This window comes from Annamia dubia NIES-4383, from assembly GCF_055394725.1.
The window spans coordinates 2,055,001-2,075,937 of the sequence record NZ_AP025630.1 but is presented as its reverse complement, the minus strand read 5'-3'; the positions used below and the strand labels follow the sequence as shown (position 1 = coordinate 2,075,937).

Sequence of the window (20,937 nt, the reverse complement as noted above, 5' to 3'; positions counted from 1 at the left end):
AGTAACTAAAAACTTAATATAAAAATAAAAAATCAAGAAAAAATCATGACAGGAATACCTCATATTGAAATTATTGAATCAGCAGATACACGAAAAAATCTCATGAAACAACAAAAAACAGCTTTGAATATTGAGATAAGTTACACCACAATACATCAATTAGTGAGATACGAATTAGGGGCAAAATTAAAAGTACCTGAGAATATAATTTTATTATTTCAACCACCTTATTGCCCAGAAGTAAATCCCATAGAAAGACTGTGGTTATATATCAAACAACAGTTAAAAAATATCTGGTTTAAAAACTTAGATGATGTCAAAAATAAAGTAGCTAATATCTTAAATAATTTACAACAAGATTTTATCCTGTCTTTAGCAGGTTGGGATTATATTGTTAATGCTTTATCTGTGTAGCTACTAAATGTAAATGGTATTAGTTATTATGACTGTAATTATTGCAGGGGAAAGAAGTGGTGTGGGTAAAACTACTATAACTTTAAGTATCCTTAGTTTTCTCGCTAAAAATAATCTTAAAACTCAATCTTTTAAGGTTGGGCCTGATTATATTGATCCCATGTTTCATAGTAAAATTACTCGGCGATCGTGCCGAAATTTAGACCCTATTTTAACCTCTGAAAATTATGTTAAATGTTGTTATAATTATCATCTAAATCAGGTAGATTATGCTATTATTGAGGGCGTAATGGGTTTATTTGATGGCGTATTTTTACCTGATTTTATTAATACTAATAAAGATCAATCTATTAATGATTATGGTAGCACTGCTCATCTGGCTAGATTGTTAAATTTACCTGTTATTTTAGTAGTTGATTGTAGTAAATTATCTAATTCTGTGGCCGCTATTGTACATGGTTTTAAAACTTTTGATCCTCAAGTTAAAATTATTGGTGTAATTTTAAATAAAGTAAGCAGCGATCGCCATTTAAAACTTTTAGAAAATGCCTTAAAATCTCTTAATATTAAAATTATTGGTGTCTTTAAAAGACAAGATAATATAACTATCGGCGATCGCCATTTAGGATTAATTCCAACGGAAGAAATATCTAATTTTCAAAATATAGTAGATCAATTGGCAATTTTAGCTCAAAATTGTTTAAATTGGGACATTTTATTACCCCTCTTAAAAACTAATTCTGTGGCCAATTTATCTTGTCAGTTTCAGTCAGAAAATACACAGGAAAGATGCCTATATTACCTAAAAAATAAACAGGAAAAATCTTGGTATTTCCCATCATTAAAACCGATTAAAATTGCAGTAGCAAAAGATAAAGCTTTTAACTTTTATTATCAAGATAATTTAGATTTATTACAAGCAATGGGAGCAGAGTTAATTGAATTTAGCCCCTTAGTAGATCAAACATTACCAAACGATCTTAAAGGCTTATATTTAGGAGGAGGTTTTCCTGAAATATTTGCTCAACAATTAACGGAAAATATCACTTTAAAACAACAACTTAAAAGTTTAATTAATCAGGGCTTACCCACCTACGCCGAATGTGGAGGATTAATGTATTTAGGGGAAAATTTAATTGACTTTGATGGTAAAAATTATGAGATGTTAGGGGTATTACCTTTTACCAGTCAAATGGGTAAAAAATTAACTTTAGGTTATCGTCAAGCGACTTGTTTAGAAGATAGTATTTTTATGGCAAAAAATCAACAAATTTGGGGACATGAATTTCATAGATCAACTATTATTACTAATAATCAAAAACCCCTTTTTAAATTACAAAATCTTTATGATCATGACTTAATTAATGAAGGTTGGTATGATCAAAATATTCATGCTTCTTATTTACATACCCATTGGGGAGAAAATCTTAATTTTGTGCAAAGATGGTTAAATTTTTGTAGTGGTAGGGAAAACCGAAATCTCAAAAATGAACCAAATTTAAGATAATTACGTCTAAAGAGCAATAGTTAAGACTCGGATCAGTTTTAACTGTCAAAAAAATCAAAAAATTTTCGTAAACAGAAAATTCTCACTTGTAGTAACAAACACAAAAAAACTAAGTACCTAAGCAAAATTAATTACATAATGTGGAATGGGCATCCTGCCCGTCACAGGCTTCTAGCCTGTGCCACCATTGAGTAATTAATTACACACATCTACTTTATACCTAAAGTTTATTAATTAGATATGAAACGTAAATTTTCTATTTTTAACCTTCCCTTAATCAAATACCTTGTTGCCATTTTATTTGGTGTCTTAATGACAGTGGGAGCTTATCGAGTAGCTCCTTCCCACGCCGATCCCATCTCAACCCAAAATCAAGCCACTGTAGTGGCACAAGCTCCAAGCCCGACTCATGTTAGTAACTTTGTTAGTAATGTGGTTAAAGAAGTCGGCCCGGCGATCGTGCGTATTGATATTGAAAAAACCGTTACCCGTCAGATCAACCCTATTTTTAACGATCCGATGTTTCGTCAATTTTTTGGGGATCAGTTAGATCAAATGCCCCAACAACAAGAAGTTGTTAAAGGCTTAGGCTCTGGTTTTATTATCGATCGCAGTGGGATTATTTTAACCAATGCCCACGTTGTGGAAGGCGCAGATCGAGTTACAGTTAGCCTAAAAGACGGGCGCACCTTAAACGGAGAAGTTAAAGGAGTTGATACCGTCACCGACTTAGCCGTTGTGAAAGTAGATGACAATAATCTCCCTACCATTAATCTTGGTGACTCCTCCGCCTTAGAAGTGGGCGACTGGGCGATCGCCATGGGAAACCCCCTTGGCTTAAATAATACCGTTACATTAGGTATTGTCAGCACCTTAGACAGATCAAGCGCCCAAGCAGGTATTCCCGATAAAAGATTAGACTTTATTCAAACCGATGCCGCCATCAACCCCGGTAACTCAGGCGGCCCCCTATTAAACGAAAGAGGGGAAGTGATCGGCATTAATACCGCTATCCGTAACGGTGCAGAAGGGATCGGCTTTGCCATTCCCATTAATATCGCTAAACGGATCTATCCCCAACTAGCCAGAGGTGAAAACGTCAGTCATCCCTATTTAGGAGTACAAATGATTGCACTAACACCAGAGTTAGCCAAAGAAAATAACGATGATATTAATTCTCCCATGCAATTACCGGAAATTAATGGCGTGTTAGTAGTGCAAGTATTACCCAATACTCCAGCGGCCAAAGGCGGGATCAGACGTGGGGATGTTATTATTGAGTTTAACGGTCAAACAATTACCCAAGCCGAACAATTACAAAATTTAGTTGAAAAAAGTTCCGTTAATCAAGCAGTTAATATTAAAATTAAACGTGGTAATCAAACTCAAACTTTATCTATTACTTTAGGAAATTTACAACCACAAAATTCTGAACAATAATTAAATCAACAAATCAATTAATAAACTTCCGAAATTTTGAAAATTTTGGAAGTTTTCTCTTAATACCATAGTTCAAAATTAGAATTAAATTGTTTAAGTTTATATTGAGTCAAATCAGACCATAATTGAGAATATTGAGAATTTATTAAATAACGCTGTTGAGAATTATCTATATTTATCATCGCCTTAGCACAAGTTTTAAGTAAATTAATAGCGATAAGATCATTCGCTTTGATCTGAAATCTAAATAATAATTTTACGATAGAAGATTGATCTTGAAATTGAAATAAACAACTATATTCATGATAGAATTTTTTTCTGATGAGCCAAAATGCGATAAACTTCTAAACGATGACTATAATTTTTTTCATTAAGATTATTAACTTGACGAATATATGATTCTGCTTGAGCAAAATTTCCTTTTTCAAATTCCTCAACAATTTTTAATTCTAATTCTTTTTTGGTTTGACTAATATTCTTGACAACTGCCATTACTAAACCACGTCCATCCTCATGATAAACTTCATAAGTAGATAAAACTGAATTTTTTAAAGATTGATTTTCTAAAATTCTAGCCTTCCCATTTTGAGACAAAAAACTATTCATTGGAGCTAATTTAATTTTCGATTGATCGTAATTAGTTTTAGTTTGATGACTCTGATTAGGAGATAATTTGAGCGTTTCGTCTTGATTATTTTTGAGGAAATCTAAGTTTAATATTTGTTTAATCAGCATTAGCATAATAATAAATTATAATATAATTAAGTAAAATAAATTAATCATTGTATTTATTTATAAATATAACAAATTCAATCTATTCAATAAGTGACTAATTGTAATTATACTTGTGATAAGAATCACAACCATTATTGAAATTGTCAGTAGAGTAGGAGGAAAACCTAATTTAAAAGCATTTTTTAGTGAATTTTGCTCAAGAAACATTGATCAACCAAAAAAATTTTTAAAAAACACTTGCCAAATCAAAAAAATATGCTAATATGGTTTATACGCAAATAAATAAAGCGCTCAAAAAAAATGCGGGTATAGTTTAGTGGTAAAACCATAGCCTTCCAAGCTATTGATGCGAGTTCGATTCTCGCTACCCGCTTAAAAACATCAATAAATTGTTAGTCAATAGTTTTAATTAATATAATTTTAATTGTTGGATCATGCTACAGGTTTTTATTTTTGTCAAAGGGAGAAATTCAGATAAATAATGTTAAATTATTTTGAAGTTTTTTAACTATTTTTTATGATTAATTTTCTGATTTCTTCTAATCCTAACAACAAAGGAGGACAAATTAATAATAAACCAATTTGCCATATTTCTAAGGGTGCTGTAGAAAATATTTTCTCAAAGGGTGCAAAATAAATTAATGAAAATATTAACATCCATTCTGTGGCAATACCAACCCAAATTAACGGATTATTAAACCAATTTAAGCGAAATACTGAGGTATTTTCTGAGCGACAAGCAAACACATTCCCATCTTGACAAGCCACGATCGCCGCTAAGGTCATGGTGGTGGCATGGGCATAAATTCCCATGACAACGGGATCTGCGGTATGTGCTAAAATTTGCGGTGTAATTGCCTGAATTTCCCCTAAATTATAGCCATTGATCCCCCAAATGAGGAAAAAGCCACCCATTCCCACAATTCCCTCGATTAAGCCTAAAAAGCAATAGGCTCGAAGTAATAACGATCGATCTAATAGGGGCTTCTGTTTTGAGCGGGGAGGTAGGCTCATTGTGCCTGTTTCCGCCTGTTCGATCCCTAATGCTAAGGCCGGGATCATATCCGTACCCAGATCAACCGCTAAAATTTGCATAATTAAGAGGGCAGGGGGAATTTTTAAGGCTACCATTAATAAAAATGGCACAACTTCAGCCACATTTGAAGCTAAAATATAGGTCATAAATTTCCGAATATTTTGATAAACTGTCCTTCCTTCCTCTACTGCACTCACAATCGTGGCAAAATTATCATCGGTTAAAACTAGATCGGCCGCTTCCCTTGCCACGTCTGTGCCGTTTAAGCCCATTGCTACCCCAATATTAGCCGCTCGTAAGGCGGGTGCATCATTCACTCCATCCCCTGTCACCGCCACAATATGACCTAAATCTTTGTACGCTTGTACTAATCTTAATTTTTGCTCTGGCGCCATCCTTGCAAAGACTAAGTTAGAGCGGTATTTGATAATTTGTCTTAACTGTGCATCGGAAAGATGGCCTAAGCCCTCTCCCGTCACAACCCTCACTTTTTCCCCCACTAAGCCAATATTACGCGCGATCGCAACGGCGGTTAAGCCATAGTCACCTGTGATCATGGTAATATTGATCCCTGCTTGATGACATTTAGCGATCGCATCGGGAACTTCTGGGCGAGGCGGATCAAACATGGCCACTAAACCTATAAAAATCAGATGACGCTCTAAACTTTGGGGTTTATACTCTAATAATTTTTGATCACCTTTCCTGATACTGACTCCTAATACTCTAAAACCCTGTTGAGCGAGGCGATCGTTAGCGGTAATAATATGTTGACGATCTTCCTTGGTTAATTCCTTAATTTCCCCATGAATTAACATAAAATGACAACGGCGTAAAATCTCAATGGGTGCGCCCTTGGTAAAGCTTAAATAGGGGTGACTATTGGGGAAAAGTTGGCTATTTTGCCAGTCTAAAACCACTGTCATCATGCGTCTACGGGAGTCAAAAGGCACTTCCCGCAGTCTGGGATATTGTTTTTGTAAATCCTCTAAATTTAAGTGAGCTTTCAGAGCTACCACTAACAAGGCGGCCTCGGTGGGATCCCCTAACTCTTGCCAACGGCTCGATCCCGCCGGATGGACTAAATGGGCATTGGAGCAAAGGGCAGAACCCACTAATAATAATTCTAATTGTGACTTTATGGAGTTTTCAGAGGGCATCATAATTTTCCCTTTGGGATCATAGCCTTCTCCCGTCACTTCAATGGTTTGCCCTTCCTCACCATTGGGAAGCCACAGCGATCTCACTGTCATTTCATTTTTAGTCAAAGTTCCCGTTTTATCGGTACAGATAACCGTTGTGGCACTTAAAGCCTCCACGGCCGACAAACGGCGCACTAAAGCGTTACGTTTGGCCATGCGTTGCACACCCATGGCCAGAGATAAAGTCACAGTGGGTAATAAGCCCTCCGGCACTAAAGCCACAATAATGCCGATCGCAAAGATAAAACTCTCTTTTAACTCCATGCCCACTAACAAGGAAGTTGCGAAAAAGACAATTGTTCCCATTGTGAGGGCAATAAAAGTTATAATCCTCACAATATAACCGATTTGTACTTCTAAGGTGCTAGGCTCACGGGTGACTTTGGTGGTAAGTTGGGCAATATGACCAAATTCCGTCTGTGCGCCCGTTGCATACACCACCGCCACCCCACGCCCCGCCGAAACAGTGGATCCAGCCAATACTAAATTGCGTATTTCCGCAGGTTTAACCGTTTCTTGGAGGGGGGTTTCGGCGGGATGGAGGATGGCCGTATCATCTCTTAAAGGTACAATTTTTCTCACTTCGGCCGGTTCGGCGAAACGTGCCACTGGTAAAGACTCCCCCGTCATCACCGACACATCTAAATAGAGGTTATCCGCCGACACCAGACGGGCATCGGCCGAAATGCGATCGCCTTCCTCAAGTTGGATCACATCTCCCCAAACCAACTCCCTTGCCAAAATTTGTTTTAACTCCCCATCTCGATACACTTTCACTTGAGAGGGTAAGACTTTTTTGAGGGCTGAAAGGGCTTTTTCCGCGCGAAACTCCTGCCCAAAACTAAAGACGGCATTAATTAAAATTACTGACCAGATCGCCCAACCTAGTTCTGGTGTATTAGAGATAAAAGCTAAAACTCCGGCGCTCCAGAGCAATAAAGCCATAAAATGGGTTAATTGATCGGTAAAACGTAACCATAGAGGGCGATGGACAGGCTCAGGTAATTCATTAAAACCGAATTTTTTTAAGCGGCGATCGGCTTCATCTTCGGATAAACCTTGTGCTGAGGTTTCCAGACGCTCGTAAACGCCTTCAGCATCAAATGACCAAATAGCTTTGTGGGGGATCATGAGTATTAGAGAGTTTTTAAAATTTGTATCTAATAAAAATCAACTCTAACTAATTTTTGACAAAAATAAGGTTAATGTTAAGAAATGTAATGATACCATTTACAGAAAGTAACTTCAGAGGTAGTTTAATGGAATAGTTTATTTACAAAGATTTCTGGTATTTAACAATGTAGCTACTAAATGTAAATGGTATGAGTCTGTAGGATATAAATGTTGTTAAGTTGTTAAGCATTTTTTGTCTCTTTATCATTTTTATTGCGGTTTCTTATTTGAGTACATCTTGGTTTTCCCTCTACCATGTGTCTTGCCCAATGTTCACAATTATAACTAAATTTATTCCAAACAAGGATAAGCAACTAAACTACCCGGAAGTATCTCATTTCCTTCTTGATCATAAACGCTTGGTTCACAATCTAATTTAATAAATAATTGAGATAAATAGATTAATTGTTTTTCTGTAGCTTTAAATAATCCTTCAGTCCATTCTACATCATATTCTGGTAAAAAATGTAAAATTTCTGCATATTTTTCATTAGCTTTTTTGAGATGATTCGTTAAATTTTTAACAGCACCTCTATAAAAAGATAAATTTTCTTTTTTACAATATTCTTTGATTTCTATACCAAAATAATCTGCAATTTCTTGACAAATAGAAATAATTTTAGGATCTTTAATATTTTTAACAGCGTGAGTTAATTCGTGACGAATTACATGATTATAAAGATGATCTTGAAGATTTCCAAATTCATGAATAATTCTCGCTGGATTATTATAATTTCTGTTTGTTGCCATATTTTTATGTTGTCTTGAAACTAAAATAAATAAATAAAAACAAACTTATCTCAATTTTATTATAAACAAGTTTGCTTTTATGGAATTAATACATTAAGTTATTTGCTGTTTTACCAAGATTTAAAACCTTTTTTTGCTTGAGTTTGATTTTCCTCTTTTGGAGAATCATCTGATAAAGACTCAGGATTTATTTCTTCTTCTTTCGCTTTTTGCTTTTCTTTTTTAATTTCGTTAATATAATCACTAGAAACAGATGGGAAAAAACCCCGCTTAATAGATCCAGATAAATCAGAGCCTATTTGTAATTTAGTATTAATAGTTGAAGCAGGTAAAGAACCTGCTTTTGTCGTTGTTTGACTAGCCGTTTCGTCTAAATTAGACATAATACTTAAATCTCCTAATTTCATTAATCTAATACTATTATATAACAGAATAGTGAAGACGGATCAAATAATAGTTTGTAGGGTGGGCAACGCTTTTTTATATTTGATTTTTACTTATTAATTAAATACGTTGCCCACCACCATAATTATAATATTAAGAAAAGGTGGGCAATCTATGATAATTTTTGATTAAGATTAATCATTTAAAATTGATGGCACACCCTACCAAATTTTTTTGGGGGAGGAGTTTTAGGGGGTATCACTTGTTAATCACGATAAATTTCTCTACGATGCTTACATTGTAATAGTTTAATAATTTTATTAAAATCATCAATTTCATATCTAAGACGATAATCACCAATGCGAATACGATATTCTTGCTCAAATCCTTTTAATTTAATTGTATTAGCAGGACGGGGATCTTCAACCAGAATTTTTATCTTGTCAATGACACGATTTTTAACATAATTAGGTAAATTATTAATTTGTTTTTCTACTGTTTTAGAAATAATAATTGTATAACCCATAATTAAAGTCAACCTTGAGCTAAAAATTGATCTAAAGTAATATATTCCCCTTCCTTATATTCTTTTCTAATTAACTCAAGTTCTTCTTTTGTTTCAAAATTATCTTGATAATTTTCTTCTTCTTTTTCAAAAATTTGCTGTTCAATTAACTCTTTAAGCTGACATTTTTCTTCAAAATCAAGGCAATTAATCGCTGTAATTAATTGATCTAAAGTTAATTCTAATGTAAGAGTTGCTGTCATTTTTTTATGTTGATAATAAAGAACTGTAAATTTAACTTATATTCTAACATATAGCAATCCTAAATAGGTCATAACAGATATAATATTAATTATAATCTAAATTCAAGGAAAAAAAAATGAACATTATTTCTGAGTTAAATGATTTCATCAATCAAACACAAGAGGCTAAAGAAATGACAAGGGCTTTAGCTGTCAAAATGATTTTAGAAGGAAAATCATACCATGAAGTAAAAGAATTATTACAAGTTTCTCATAGCTTTATTAGTATGTGGAAAAATCAAGCTCTTTTTTGTGGAGTAGAAAGCTTGAAATTACAGTTTAAAGGAACTAAAAGTGAATTAAAACCAGAAGAAAAAGACCAAGTTATTAATTGGTTAAGAGAGCAAGAATATTTAAGATTATCAGATTTAAAAATTTATTTAGAGCGAGAATATAATATTATTTATAAATCCAATCAAAGTTATTATAGTTTGCTCAAAGAAGCGAAAATAAGTTGGAAAAAAACTCAAAAAAAGAATCCGGCTAAAAATGACGAATTAGTCGAAGCTAAAAAAAAAGAAATCAGTGAAAAATTAGAGATTTGGAAAGAAGAAATAGAGAGTGGAGAGCTTGTAGTATTTATGATTGATGAATGTCATTTACTTTGGGGAGACATTTTAGGTTATGTTTGGGATGGAGCAACGTATCATGACTCAAAAGAATTTAGGGAGTATTTAACTATAATCAATCAAGATTTATTGGAAGAAGAATGGTTAATTACTTGTCATAAATTTGCCCCTAATGCTCCAGAACAAAATCCTGTAGAAGATATTTGGCTACAAGTGAAAAATTTTATTAGACAATTCTATCATTTATGTAAATCATTTAAAATAGTAAAGTGGCTATTTAAGTTTTTTGCGCATGGTCAAATATTTGATTTCCCCAAACTTTATCAATATGGAATTTTGCCACAACCTATTTAGGATTGCTATATCGGAACATTGATTTTTGCTTAGATAAAATGACCAAGGGATTATTGTGTCTAAATGTCTAAAGATGCTGTATTTTTGAGGGTTTCTGAGTAAAAATTAGGAATAATATGTAGTTTTTTTTGTTCAGAAGTTTGATTTTTAAATTGATGATTAATTTTGGATTAGTTCAGATTTGATTTTTTTGTTCATGAATAATTCAGGCTAAAAGAGCGTTACACAAGTCAGGGAAAAGGAAAAAGTGTTGTATTAAATTTCGTAACTAATTTTCAACAATTGAAAAAGATGGGTTAGCTTGGAACTGGAGATTAATCAGTTAAGGAAAATAGAAATTATGTCAGAAACTGAAGCCAAAGAATCAAAAAGTTATATTAGTTATAATCCCCCAGACAGTAATACAGGTGTAATCCGTCTTAAGCCTCAACAATTTATCCATATTTTAGATAATAATACCGGAGTGACACGCCTTGAGGTGGGTCCTCAAACTATTACGTTAGGTGATGCGGAAAGATTGGTATTACAGCCCACTCAAATGTTAATCATCCCGCCCCGTCACTATTGTATGATTCTTAATCCTGTTTTACGAGACGATGAGAATAAACCTCTGGCGGATCAATTTGGTCAAATTCGGTTAAGCTATGGAGATGAAGAAATCCGTTTTGCTCAAGAGCCTTTTCCCCTCTATCCGGGAGAGGAATTAAAAGGAAAAGTTACCAAATTACAAGTAGTTGAAACTAATCAAGCCCTACGTTTAAAAGCAATTCGAGATTTTACTGATTCAATTTTAATTGATGGAGAAACCACTAATATTAATCGTATCGCTGGAGATGAATGGTTATTTGAGGGACCTGGTACATATATTCCCCGCATTGAAGTGGAAGTTGTTAAAACCGTTTCAGCCATTATAATTAAACCTAATCAGGCTTTACGCTTAATGGCTAGACAAAATTGTATCGATCGCCAAGGAAATCGCCGTAAAGCGGGTGAAGAATGGCTAGTGAGGGAAGAAGGGGCCTATTTACCCGGAGTTGATGAAGATGTGATGGGTGTGATCGATGCCTATGTTTTAACGGAGAAAAAAGCCTTATATTTGAAGGCTAAACGCACTTTTACCGATATTTTTGGGCGACAAAGAAAGGCAGGGGATGAATGGCTTGTCACCTTTGAAGACACGGAGATCCATATTCCAGACGTTTATGAGGAAGTGGTGGGAGAAGTGGGCATTACCACCTTAACCGATCGCCAGTGGTGTATTGTGGTTAACCCCATTGATACCAATGGTAAGCCCCAGTTGGGTTTTAGAGAGATCAGACAGGGTTTAAGCTCCTTTTTCCTCCATCCGGGGGAATATTTAGAAACGGGTATCCGTAATATTTATGTATTAGGGGAACAGGAAGCCCTGTTATTAAAGGCGAGGGAGAGTTTTGAAGATGGGAATATTACCCGTCAACCGGGCGATCTGTGGATGATCACAGGGCCGAGAGATTATATACCAAGGGTGGAAGTGGAAGTTATTGAAACGAGACGGGCGATCCCCTTAGATAAAAATGAGGGCATTTATGTCAGGGATATTCAAACAGGGGAATTAAAATTAGTGGGAGGGCCTCAAGCCTATATGTTAAAGCCTTATGAGGAACTCTGGGAAAAAGAATTACCCTCCGTAGTTGAAGATTTAATCGGGCAAAAAGTTGATCCCTTTGCCGATCGCTCCCGTCAATATCAAGACATGACGGCCTTAAGGGAAAGTTATGCCACCCTAGCCGATCAAAGCCCACCGGAAAGGGATAAAACAAGGGCGGTGGTTTTCCATGTTCCCCAAAATGCGGCCGTACAGATCCACGACTATAAAGAGCGCACAGCGAGAACGGTTTTTGGGCCTGATCTGGTGATGTTAGGGTCTGATGAAGCTTTCACCGTCTTAAGTTTATCAGGAGGTAAACCCAAACAGGCTAATTTAATTAAATCTTTAGCTTTGTTATTAGGGCCTGACTTTATGACGGATATTTTCACCGTTGAAACGTCCGATCATGCCCGTTTACAGTTGCAATTATCCTATAATTGGTATTTTGATATAGATAAAAATGATGAAAAAAGCGCCTCTAAACTGTTTCAAGTACCGGATTTTGTAGGGGATGCTTGTAAAGCGATCGCATCACGGGTCAGGGGTGCGGTAGCCTCACAAAAATTTGATGAATTTCACCGTAATTCAGCTAAAATTATCCGTCTGGCCGTATTTGGCTTAGATGAAGAAGGTAAAATTAGAGATGAATTTCGCTTTAATGCCAATAATTTAGTAATTACTAACATTGATATTCAATCCGTTGAACCCGTAGATGAGGAAACCCTCAAAAGTCTTCAAAAATCGGTACAGATAGCCATTCAAATCACTACCGATGCACAAGAGGCGGCCGCCCGTCATGATGCGGAAAGAATTGAACAGGAAGCCAAAGCCCGTTTAGAACGTCAAGTAATTGTGGATCAAGGTGCGGCCGAAGAACAAAAACGCCATTTATTAGAATTACAGGCACAAAACGCCGCTATTCAATCCACCGGCCAAGCGATCGCCGAAGCTAAAGCCAAATCAGAAGCCTCTCAAATTGAGGGTCAATTGGCGGTACAATTGGCACAACAGGAAGCCGAAGCCCAACGCATCCGTGCTGAGTCAGAATTGGCCTTGTTATGCGCCCGTCAAGAGGCAGAATTAGCTCATAAACAAGCACTCATAAACCTCGAAATCGAACAGGCTCAGAAAATGGCAGAAATTACTAATAATGAATATCGTCAAAAAGTAGAGGCTTTAGGCAGTGAAACGATCAAAGCGATCGCGCAAGGTGGGGCGGAAATACAAGCCAAATTATTACAGGGCTTAGGTATTCAAACCATGTTAATTACCGATGGTAATACCCCGATTAATTTATTTAGCACGGCTAAAGGTTTAATTCAACCTCAACCCCAAATGAAAAATGATGATAATTTAGAATTTTAATTGAATTTTGTCTATGGACTAATGTTATCGCCTTTTCTGGCTATTCTCAATAAGCTTTCAATTTTATTGATTTTTCGGTCAGTTATCTGGTTAAAAGCCTTATTCTATAAGGCTTTTTTCTTTATTGACATTGATAGGGTCATAAATTTAAAATCTGTACAAATTAACACTAACAAGCCTAATCCTTTTATGATAGATCTATTTTAAATTTACTTATGAAATTATGACATTAGCTAGTAATCCTGCAAAAATTCAATTTGGTACAGATGGTTGGCGTGGTATCATCGCCGATGACTTTACTTTTACCAATGTTTGTAAAGTTACCCGCGCGATCGCCGCTTATCTTGAAACAGCCTATTCTAAAGATCGTCCCGTTTTAGTTGCCTATGATACCCGTTTTTTAGCGGATCAATTCGCCCAAACTTCCGCCGAAGTGTTAGCTGATCTAGGTTGGACTGTTAAAATTGTAGATCGTGACTGCCCCACCCCCGTGATCGCCTATAATGCTAAATTTTTAAACTCGGCCGGGGCTTTAATGTTCACCGCCTCTCACAACCCCGCCCCTTACTGTGGTATTAAATATATACCGGATTATGCCGGCCCTGCTACCCCCGAAATTACTGATACTATTGTGAGTAATTTAGAGGGTGCTAGTGATGAACTTCCCACCGGAAAAAATAAGGATAAAATTTCGAGTTTTGATCCTAAACCCGAATATTTAAAATTTATTTACACTTTATTAGATGTGGAAAAAATTAAAAGAGCAGGTTTAAGAGTTAAATATGATGCTCTTTATTCTACTTCCAGAGGCTATTTAGATGAAGTTTTAAATCATTGCGGTTGTGAAACGGAAAACTTTAACACCTACCGTGATGTGCTTTTTGGGGGCGGAATGCCCGAACCTAAAGGCGATCAGTTAACTGGTTTGATCGAGGCCGTGAAAAAAGATCAGGCTGATCTGGGTTTAGCTACCGATGGAGATAGCGATCGCTTCGGGATCGTAGATGAACAGGGTAATATGTTAACTCCCAATATGGTTTTACTTTTATTAGCCCGTCATTTAATTAAAAATAAAGGCAAAAAAGGCGCGATCGTGCGTACCGTTGCAACCACTCACCTATTAGATAATTTTGCGGCCAAATACGGTTTAGACTTATATGAAACCGCCGTTGGTTTTAAATATATTGGGGAAAAAATGCGCGAAACCACCGTTTTAATAGGCGGTGAGGAGTCTGGCGGTTTAAGCGTGATCGGTCATATTCCTGAAAAAGATGGTATTTTAGCCGATATGTTAGTGGCTGAAGCGATCTCTTATGAAGGAAAGCCCTTATCTCAGTTAGTTGAGGAGGCGATCGCCGAAGCTGATGGGCCTCTCTTTAATCATCGTTTAGATTTACACTTAACTGAGGCTCATAAACAGGCGGTATTAACTCAGTGTATGAGTGAACCTCCCACCGAGGTGGCCGGAATTAAAGTTAAAGAAGTGGGGCGCAAAGACGGCATTAAACTTTATTTAGAAGAAGGTAGCTGGGTGTTATTACGTCCCTCCGGTACAGAACCTCTGATTCGGGTTTATATGGAGACTAATTCCGTAGAAAAACAACAGAGTATTGCCTCTGCTATGTCTGCTATGATCCAAAAAATGGAACCTAATTAAACTGCTAAAATAAAGAAAAAACTATCTTCAGAGCAAAAAATTAAGTAATAAGTAATAAGTAATTATTAATTAGGTTTTAAAAAAGTGCTAAAGCCTTGTTATAAATAACTAATAAAAGATAGCAAATAGCGAAAATTTTAAGCATATATCAATACTTTTTTTTGAATAACTATTGTGTGATTAAATGACTAATAATTTTAATTCCCATCCTCAAACTAATTCGTTAAGAAATATTATTATTGCCCTAGTAGCAATTGCCTTAACTATCAGTATTTTTTTCGGTTTACAAACTAAAAGTTCTACCGTTTCTTTAGAAAGTCAAGCTCAAAATTCGATCCCATTAGATCAGGCTTTAAGCAATCATAAACCCACTTTATTAGAATTTTATGCTAATTGGTGTACCAGTTGTCAAGCTATCGCTCCCCAATTGGCTAATTTAAAACATGAATATGGGCAAAAAGTTAATTTTGTAATGTTAAATGTTGACAATACAAAATGGCTACCAGAAATTTTAAAATATCGGGTTGATGGCATTCCCCATTTTGTTTATATTAACGATCAAGGTGACACTATTTCCCAAGCGATCGGCGAACAACCTTTAACAATTATGAAAGCAGATTTAGATTCATTAATTGCCCATCAACCCTTAACTCATAGCCCACAAATAGGTCAAATTTCTACTTTTAAACCTACCATTTCTCCTAATAACGATCGCCCCGATGATCCCTTAAGTCATGGAGTCTAAATATTTAATTATTAAAATTCCTCAATTTTCCCAATCTTTGTCAAAATTGGGGATAGAATATTCCTATTAATTTTTATTAAAATTGACCTAGATAAGATCACTCAAATATTAGATTAATTTCCTCAATTAATCCTGAGTATTAAAAATACAAATAGAACATTAATACTTAATAGTTAAAGTCGAAAATTAATCATCTTTGCCCAGGTTTACAAACATTATAATCTTCATGGGAAATTACCTCTTCCGGCGTTAAAATTGTCCCATGATCCCTACATAATAAACGATAATTTCTTGTCACCGGAATACTAACAATTAGGCGATCGTGTCTAAGTCTCTTACCATGAAAATCTCGATAATCCGATTGTTCTTGTAAACTACTAATAATTCTACGGGCTTTAATAACAACATTTTTTGGTAAAGATCTAAGATCAATAGGATCTTGAGCAAAAGTTTCTTCCCAAGCATTTTTTTCTAATCTTTTTTGTTCAAGATCCGCTTCTTTTTGGGCGCAACGATGACAAACTTGACCATAACCTTTATGCCCACAGGGAAACTGTTTTTTTCTTTTAGCCATAAATCAATCCTACAGGAAATTTCCCGTATCCTCCTTCTTGTATTAATTAAGTTAATAAAAAGATCACTTAACCTTAACTTGTCTAAGAAATAGTTAAGATTTATCTATTTAAAGAATACAAGATCAGTGAGTTTTTTCTGAAGTAGAAAAATATAAAGAAATGTTAACAGTTTAACATAACCCCTGCCCCTTTTTTCCGGTAGAGCATTTTGAAAGTTAGCACTAAAATTAATTACAATAGTATTTTTGTACAAAGCTTGTATCATAGACTTATGACGTTTTTGCAATAAGTAATTAATTTTCCATCACTATTTATATCATAAGTGCTTTTAATGGGAAACAGATTATTTAAAATGTTATTTTTCTCAAATAAAGTAAAAGATTAATTATTAATTAAAACCCTATAAAAAATCAATTTATCGCAATGAAAATAAAATTAATCATCATAATAATTAGTGCCTTATTAATGGCATTAGCCAATCCGCCTTTTTCCCTATGGTATTTAGCATGGTTTAGTTTAGCCCCTTTATGGGTTATACTTATTTTATCAAAAAATCAACCAGAAAAATCTAAATTTAAAGTAAATTTAACACAAAACATTTTAAGTTTAATCCCACATAAAATCTTACAAATTATCCTTAATCAAAAATTTTTATTTCCCTTAATCTGGGGTTGTATTTTTTATGGATTTTCCCTATTTTGGATTACAGGAATACATCCTTTAACTTGGATGGGAATACCTTGGTTATCTAGTTTATTGATTACAATTTTTTGTTTTATTTTTGTCACTTTATGGGCAACTACATTAGTAATAGTTTGGGGATGGCTTTTAACTAAAATTTCCAAAATTAAAATCTTTAACAAGATACAAACAAATCAACAATTAAAATCAATCATTGAAAGTCTTAAAAGAATTATAATTGGCGTAACAATTTGGTGTTTATTAGAAATAATTGAAAGTCATACACCCTTATGGTGGATCTCCCTTGGTTTAACTCAAAGCCCTTCTAACTTAATCATTTTACAACTAGGAAAACTCTCAGGCCTCACCACTATTACCGCCTCAATTGTAGCAGTTAATGGCTTAATAGCTGAAGGTATTATTCACTTATATCTTAATCAAAAAAAAGTTTTTAATCCTCAACATAAAAGTTACTATGCCTTCTTATCTTTTGCATTTATTCTGCTCACAATTTTACATTCAATTGGATTTTATATCTATCAAAAACCCATAGCCAAAAACGATCAAAACGCCATTAAAATAGGATTAATTCAAGGAAATATACCACCACAATTAAAGTCTTTTCCCCAAGGATTTTATCAAGCATTAGAAGGTTATACTAAAGGCTATCAAAAATTAAGTAATCAAGGAGCAGATTTAATCATCACACCAGAGACAGCCCTACCTTTTTTCTTCAAAGATTTTGTGTTTCATAGCTCATTATATCAAGCAATTTTAAAACAAAAAACCCCCATTATTTTAGGTGGTTTTTCCCAACAAGATCACGGTTATACTAACAGTTTATTTTCCCTAACCAAAACAGGAGAAATATTAAGTCAATATGATAAAATCAAATTAGTACCACTAGGAGAATATATCCCTTTTCAATCAATCTTAGGTAAACTAATTACCCGACTTTCTGCTTTTAATATCGTGTTAATTAAAGGCAGTCAAAAACAAATTTCAGATCCTTTTAAAACTGCCGTAGGAAAAAGTATTATTGGTATTTGTTATGAATCGGCTTTTCCTAATATTTTTCGTTTACAAACATTAACCGGAGGAGAATTTATGATTACAGCCTCCAACAATTCATTTTATCGCAATTCAATGTTATTTCAACACCACGCCCAAGACGTTTTAAGAGCGATCGAAAACGATAGATGGTTAGCAAGAAGCACTAATACAGGTTTATCAGCCATTATCAACCCTCAAGGTAAAACCATTTGGATTTCCCAAATTAACACCTATGAAAGCCACCTTAACTATATATATAAAAGACAAACCCGAACGCCCTATGTTAAATATGGTGACTGGTTAATTTGGATATTATTACTCTTAGCAATCATCATCTTGCCCATTTCAGCCTAAACTGCCCATACCTATTGTGGAAGTTAAATCGTCAATTTAATTAATCTCCCATTTCCCCAAAAAAAAATTTTTTCAAAAAAAATAAAAACAAACAAAACCCTTACCAATCAACAAATACAGCCAAATTGAATCAAGAATAATAAAAAAAAAAATTCCCAAAAAAAAGGAAAAAAGAGAGAAAAAACAGTTGAAAGGCTTACACAGAGACAGAAAAAAGAAATTTGTCAAAAGTGTTGACAAAACCAAAGAGGTAGGCTATATTGATAAATGCGCGGTTGAGAGAGACAAACGAAGCCAAGCGCACCGAACCTAGACAAATCAATATATTGAAAACTTATTACTAGCCCTTAGTCAAACTAATTTAACAAAAAACTTGACTAAAGTCAAATTAAAAAAAGAGCTTAACAACTCAAACCAAAAACTAAACTTAAGAAATTAATTTAGTTAAAATGGAGAGTTTGATCCTGGCTCAGGATGAACGCTGACGGTATGCTTAACACACGCAAGTCGAACGGGGTAGCAATACCTAGTGGCGGACGGGTGAGTAACGCGTGAGAACCTGCCTCTGAGACGGGAACAACAGTTGGAAACGACTGCTAATACCCGATAAGCCGAAAGGTGAAAGATTAATCGCTCAGAGAGGGGCTTGCGTCTGATTAGCTAGTTGGTGGGGTAAAAGCCTACCAAGGCGACGATCAGTAGCTGGTCTGAGAGGATGAGCAGCCACACTGGGACTGAGACACGGCCCAGACTCCTACGGGAGGCAGCAGTGGGGAATTTTCCGCAATGGGCGAAAGCCTGACGGAGCAATACCGCGTGAGGGAGGAAGGCCTTTGGGTTGTAAACCTCTTTTCTTAAGGAAGAAGTTCTGACGGTACTTAAGGAAGAAGCATCGGCTAACTCCGTGCCAGCAGCCGCGGTAATACGGAGGATGCAAGCGTTATCCGGAATCATTGGGCGTAAAGAGTCCGTAGGTGGTTAGACAAGTCTGCTGTCAAAGGATGAGGCTTAACCTCATAAAGGCAGTGGAAACTGTAAAACTAGAGTGCGGTAGGGGTAGAGGGAATTCCCAGTGTAGCGGTGAAATGCGTAGAGATTGGGAAGAACACCAGTGGCGAAAGCGCTCTACTGGGCCGAAACTGACACTGAGGGACGAAAGCTAGGGGAGCGAAAGGGATTAGATACCCCTGTAGTCCTAGCGGTAAACGATGGAAACTAGGCGTAGGCTGTATCAAATCAGACTGTGCCGAAGCTAACGCGTTAAGTTTCCCGCCTGGGGAGTACGCTCGCAAGAGTGAAACTCAAAGGAATTGACGGGGGCCCGCACAAGCGGTGGAGTATGTGGTTTAATTCGATGCAACGCGAAGAACCTTACCAAGACTTGACATCCGATGAATTTCTCTGAAAGGAGAAAGTGCCTTAGGGAGCATCGTGACAGGTGGTGCATGGCTGTCGTCAGCTCGTGTCGTGAGATGTTGGGTTAAGTCCCGCAACGAGCGCAACCCTCGTCCTTAGTTGCCATCATTAAGTTGGGAACTCTAAGGAGACCGCCGGGGAGAACTCGGAGGAAGGTGGGGATGACGTCAAGTCAGCATGCCCCTTACGTCTTGGGCGACACACGTACTACAATGGTAGGGACAAAGGGTAGCCAACTTGAGAAAGTGAGCGAATCTCAGCAAACCCTACCTCAGTTCAGATTGCAGACTGCAACTCGTCTGCATGAAGGAGGAATCGCTAGTAATCGCAGGTCAGCATACTGCGGTGAATCCGTTCCCGGGCCTTGTACACACCGCCCGTCACACCATGGAAGTTGACCACGCCCGAAGTCGTTACTCTAACCGAAAGGAGGAGGATGCCGAAGGCAGGGCCAATGACTGGGGTGAAGTCGTAACAAGGTAGCCGTACCGGAAGGTGTGGCTGGATCACCTCCTTAAAAGGAGACCTCTTGTCAGGGAAAAGTAAGAAAGCTAGAACTGACAACAAAACAAAGGTCAGGCAAGGGCAGTAATCAAGTTTTCAATAGATTAGGTCGGCAGATTAGGTCGGGTACGACCAAAGGGGCTATTAGCTCAGGTGGTTAGAGCGCACCCCTGATAAGGGTGAGGTCCTTGGTTCAAGTCCAAGATGGCCCACTAAGGGGGTTTAGCTCAGTTGGTAGAGCGCCTGCTTTGCAAGCAGGATGTCAGCGGTTCGAGTCCGCTAACCTCCACCAAAAGAACCTTCAGCACCGTTTTTTTTAATTGTAAAAAACGAATGCTGGGTGTTAAATCCAGTCAAGAACCTTGAAAATTACATAGAACTAAAATAAGTCAGAAAGAGTCGAAACAGAGTAACAAAAAAACTCAAAGAACGAAACTCAAAAAACAGGTCAAGCTACAAAGAGCTAACGGGGAATACCTAGGCACACAAAGGCGAAGAAGGACGTAGTTACCGACGAAACGCTCCGGGGAGCTGGAAACAAGCATCGAGCCGGAGGTATCCGAATGGGGAAACCCCTTGTACGACCCAC

The 20,937-nt window shown here is 36.2% G+C and carries 15 protein-coding genes, 3 tRNA genes and 2 rRNA genes (1 of these 20 only partly in view); 13 read left to right on the top strand and 7 right to left on the bottom strand.

Annotated features, from left to right (window positions below; all coding sequences use genetic code 11):
- Positions 1-45: 45 nt before the first annotated feature.
- The 3 genes from Anndu_RS09325 (at position 46) to Anndu_RS09315 (ending at position 3,361) form a co-directional block, all read left to right on the top strand.
- Entirely contained in the window at positions 46-414 is a 369-nt protein-coding gene (locus Anndu_RS09325) for a transposase (RefSeq protein ID WP_464100942.1), read from the top strand.
- A gap of 28 nt (positions 415-442) precedes the next feature.
- Positions 443-1,921 carry a cobyrinate a,c-diamide synthase gene (locus Anndu_RS09320; RefSeq protein WP_464100941.1) on the top strand — a complete coding sequence of 493 codons (1,479 nt, stop codon included), beginning with the start codon at positions 443-445 and terminating at the stop codon, positions 1,919-1,921.
- A 240-nt stretch (positions 1,922-2,161) separates the two neighbouring features.
- On the top strand, positions 2,162-3,361 hold the full coding sequence (locus Anndu_RS09315) for an HhoA/HhoB/HtrA family serine endopeptidase (protein ID WP_464100940.1): 1,200 nt from the start codon (positions 2,162-2,164) through the stop codon (positions 3,359-3,361).
- Between the two features lie 300 nt (positions 3,362-3,661).
- Here the strand turns inward: Anndu_RS09315 and Anndu_RS09310 are convergent, their stop codons facing one another.
- Complete coding sequence (locus tag Anndu_RS09310) at positions 3,662-4,096, bottom strand: hypothetical protein (RefSeq protein WP_464100939.1); 435 nt, start codon at positions 4,094-4,096, stop codon at positions 3,662-3,664.
- 302 nt (positions 4,097-4,398) lie between these two features.
- Between Anndu_RS09310 and Anndu_RS09305 the strand changes: the two genes are divergently transcribed.
- Positions 4,399-4,469: transfer RNA gene (locus tag Anndu_RS09305), tRNA-Gly, on the top strand.
- A gap of 131 nt (positions 4,470-4,600) precedes the next feature.
- Here Anndu_RS09305 and Anndu_RS09300 read toward each other — a convergent pair.
- From Anndu_RS09300 to Anndu_RS09280, 5 genes are all read right to left on the bottom strand, one after another.
- On the bottom strand, positions 4,601-7,465 hold the full coding sequence (locus Anndu_RS09300) for a cation-translocating P-type ATPase (RefSeq protein WP_464100938.1): 2,865 nt from the start codon (positions 7,463-7,465) through the stop codon (positions 4,601-4,603).
- A 333-nt stretch (positions 7,466-7,798) separates the two neighbouring features.
- Positions 7,799-8,257, bottom strand: coding sequence for a hypothetical protein (locus tag Anndu_RS09295; RefSeq protein ID WP_464100937.1), 459 nt, complete (start codon positions 8,255-8,257; stop codon positions 7,799-7,801).
- Between the two features lie 110 nt (positions 8,258-8,367).
- The gene (locus Anndu_RS09290) at positions 8,368-8,640 is read right to left on the bottom strand and encodes a hypothetical protein (protein ID WP_464100936.1); all 273 of its coding nucleotides are present in this window, start codon (positions 8,638-8,640) and stop codon (positions 8,368-8,370) included.
- A 266-nt stretch (positions 8,641-8,906) separates the two neighbouring features.
- Complete coding sequence (locus tag Anndu_RS09285; RefSeq protein WP_464100935.1) at positions 8,907-9,167, bottom strand: type II toxin-antitoxin system RelE family toxin; 261 nt, start codon at positions 9,165-9,167, stop codon at positions 8,907-8,909.
- 8 nt (positions 9,168-9,175) lie between these two features.
- Positions 9,176-9,409: a hypothetical protein gene (locus Anndu_RS09280; protein WP_464100934.1), complete on the bottom strand. Its 234-nt coding sequence runs from the start codon at positions 9,407-9,409 to the stop codon at positions 9,176-9,178.
- A gap of 116 nt (positions 9,410-9,525) precedes the next feature.
- Between Anndu_RS09280 and Anndu_RS09275 the strand changes: the two genes are divergently transcribed.
- The 4 genes from Anndu_RS09275 (at position 9,526) to Anndu_RS09260 (ending at position 15,765) form a co-directional block, all read left to right on the top strand.
- Positions 9,526-10,371: a helix-turn-helix domain-containing protein gene (locus Anndu_RS09275; protein ID WP_464100933.1), complete on the top strand. Its 846-nt coding sequence runs from the start codon at positions 9,526-9,528 to the stop codon at positions 10,369-10,371.
- Between the two features lie 340 nt (positions 10,372-10,711).
- Complete coding sequence (locus Anndu_RS09270; RefSeq protein ID WP_464100932.1) at positions 10,712-13,363, top strand: major vault protein; 2,652 nt, start codon at positions 10,712-10,714, stop codon at positions 13,361-13,363.
- 223 nt (positions 13,364-13,586) lie between these two features.
- Positions 13,587-15,020, top strand: a complete 1,434-nt coding sequence (locus Anndu_RS09265) for a phosphoglucomutase/phosphomannomutase family protein (protein WP_464100931.1) — start codon at positions 13,587-13,589, stop codon at positions 15,018-15,020.
- A gap of 184 nt (positions 15,021-15,204) precedes the next feature.
- Positions 15,205-15,765 carry a thioredoxin family protein gene (locus tag Anndu_RS09260; protein ID WP_464100930.1) on the top strand — a complete coding sequence of 187 codons (561 nt, stop codon included), beginning with the start codon at positions 15,205-15,207 and terminating at the stop codon, positions 15,763-15,765.
- 190 nt (positions 15,766-15,955) lie between these two features.
- On the opposite strand, the gene Anndu_RS09255 is transcribed toward Anndu_RS09260, so the two are convergent.
- A complete protein-coding gene (locus Anndu_RS09255) occupies positions 15,956-16,339 on the bottom strand; it encodes a DUF7682 family zinc-binding protein (RefSeq protein WP_464100929.1) in 384 nt (127 codons plus the stop codon).
- A gap of 424 nt (positions 16,340-16,763) precedes the next feature.
- On the opposite strand from Anndu_RS09255, the gene lnt reads away from it, so the two are divergent.
- From lnt to Anndu_RS09230, 5 genes are all read left to right on the top strand, one after another.
- Positions 16,764-18,428 (top strand): apolipoprotein N-acyltransferase, encoded by a 1,665-nt coding sequence (gene lnt / locus Anndu_RS09250; protein WP_464100928.1) that lies wholly within the window; start codon positions 16,764-16,766, stop codon positions 18,426-18,428.
- A gap of 446 nt (positions 18,429-18,874) precedes the next feature.
- Positions 18,875-20,361 (top strand): 16S ribosomal RNA (locus tag Anndu_RS09245).
- A gap of 125 nt (positions 20,362-20,486) precedes the next feature.
- Positions 20,487-20,560, top strand: a tRNA-Ile gene (locus Anndu_RS09240).
- Between the two features lie 4 nt (positions 20,561-20,564).
- Positions 20,565-20,640 (top strand) — tRNA-Ala (locus Anndu_RS09235).
- A 154-nt stretch (positions 20,641-20,794) separates the two neighbouring features.
- Positions 20,795-20,937, top strand: a 23S ribosomal RNA gene (locus Anndu_RS09230); it runs 2,740 nt beyond the window's last position.
- The 16S and 23S rRNA genes sit together here with 2 tRNA genes alongside, the layout of an rRNA operon.

Excerpts from the sequence above, each read along its gene's own strand:
- Anndu_RS09325 (WP_464100942.1), top strand. The coding sequence starts at position 46 with ATGACAGGAATACCTCATATTGAAATTATTGAATCAGCAGATACACGA.
- Anndu_RS09320 (WP_464100941.1), top strand. The coding sequence starts at position 443 with ATGACTGTAATTATTGCAGGGGAAAGAAGTGGTGTGGGTAAAACTACT.
- Anndu_RS09315 (WP_464100940.1), top strand. The coding sequence starts at position 2,162 with ATGAAACGTAAATTTTCTATTTTTAACCTTCCCTTAATCAAATACCTT.
- Anndu_RS09310 (WP_464100939.1), bottom strand. The coding sequence starts at position 4,096 with ATGCTGATTAAACAAATATTAAACTTAGATTTCCTCAAAAATAATCAA.
- Anndu_RS09300 (WP_464100938.1), bottom strand. The coding sequence starts at position 7,465 with ATGATCCCCCACAAAGCTATTTGGTCATTTGATGCTGAAGGCGTTTAC.
- Anndu_RS09295 (WP_464100937.1), bottom strand. The coding sequence starts at position 8,257 with ATGGCAACAAACAGAAATTATAATAATCCAGCGAGAATTATTCATGAA.
- Anndu_RS09290 (WP_464100936.1), bottom strand. The coding sequence starts at position 8,640 with ATGTCTAATTTAGACGAAACGGCTAGTCAAACAACGACAAAAGCAGGT.
- Anndu_RS09285 (WP_464100935.1), bottom strand. The coding sequence starts at position 9,167 with ATGGGTTATACAATTATTATTTCTAAAACAGTAGAAAAACAAATTAAT.
- Anndu_RS09280 (WP_464100934.1), bottom strand. The coding sequence starts at position 9,409 with ATGACAGCAACTCTTACATTAGAATTAACTTTAGATCAATTAATTACA.
- Anndu_RS09275 (WP_464100933.1), top strand. The coding sequence starts at position 9,526 with ATGAACATTATTTCTGAGTTAAATGATTTCATCAATCAAACACAAGAG.
- Anndu_RS09270 (WP_464100932.1), top strand. The coding sequence starts at position 10,712 with ATGTCAGAAACTGAAGCCAAAGAATCAAAAAGTTATATTAGTTATAAT.
- Anndu_RS09265 (WP_464100931.1), top strand. The coding sequence starts at position 13,587 with ATGACATTAGCTAGTAATCCTGCAAAAATTCAATTTGGTACAGATGGT.
- Anndu_RS09260 (WP_464100930.1), top strand. The coding sequence starts at position 15,205 with ATGACTAATAATTTTAATTCCCATCCTCAAACTAATTCGTTAAGAAAT.
- Anndu_RS09255 (WP_464100929.1), bottom strand. The coding sequence starts at position 16,339 with ATGGCTAAAAGAAAAAAACAGTTTCCCTGTGGGCATAAAGGTTATGGT.
- lnt (WP_464100928.1), top strand. The coding sequence starts at position 16,764 with ATGAAAATAAAATTAATCATCATAATAATTAGTGCCTTATTAATGGCA.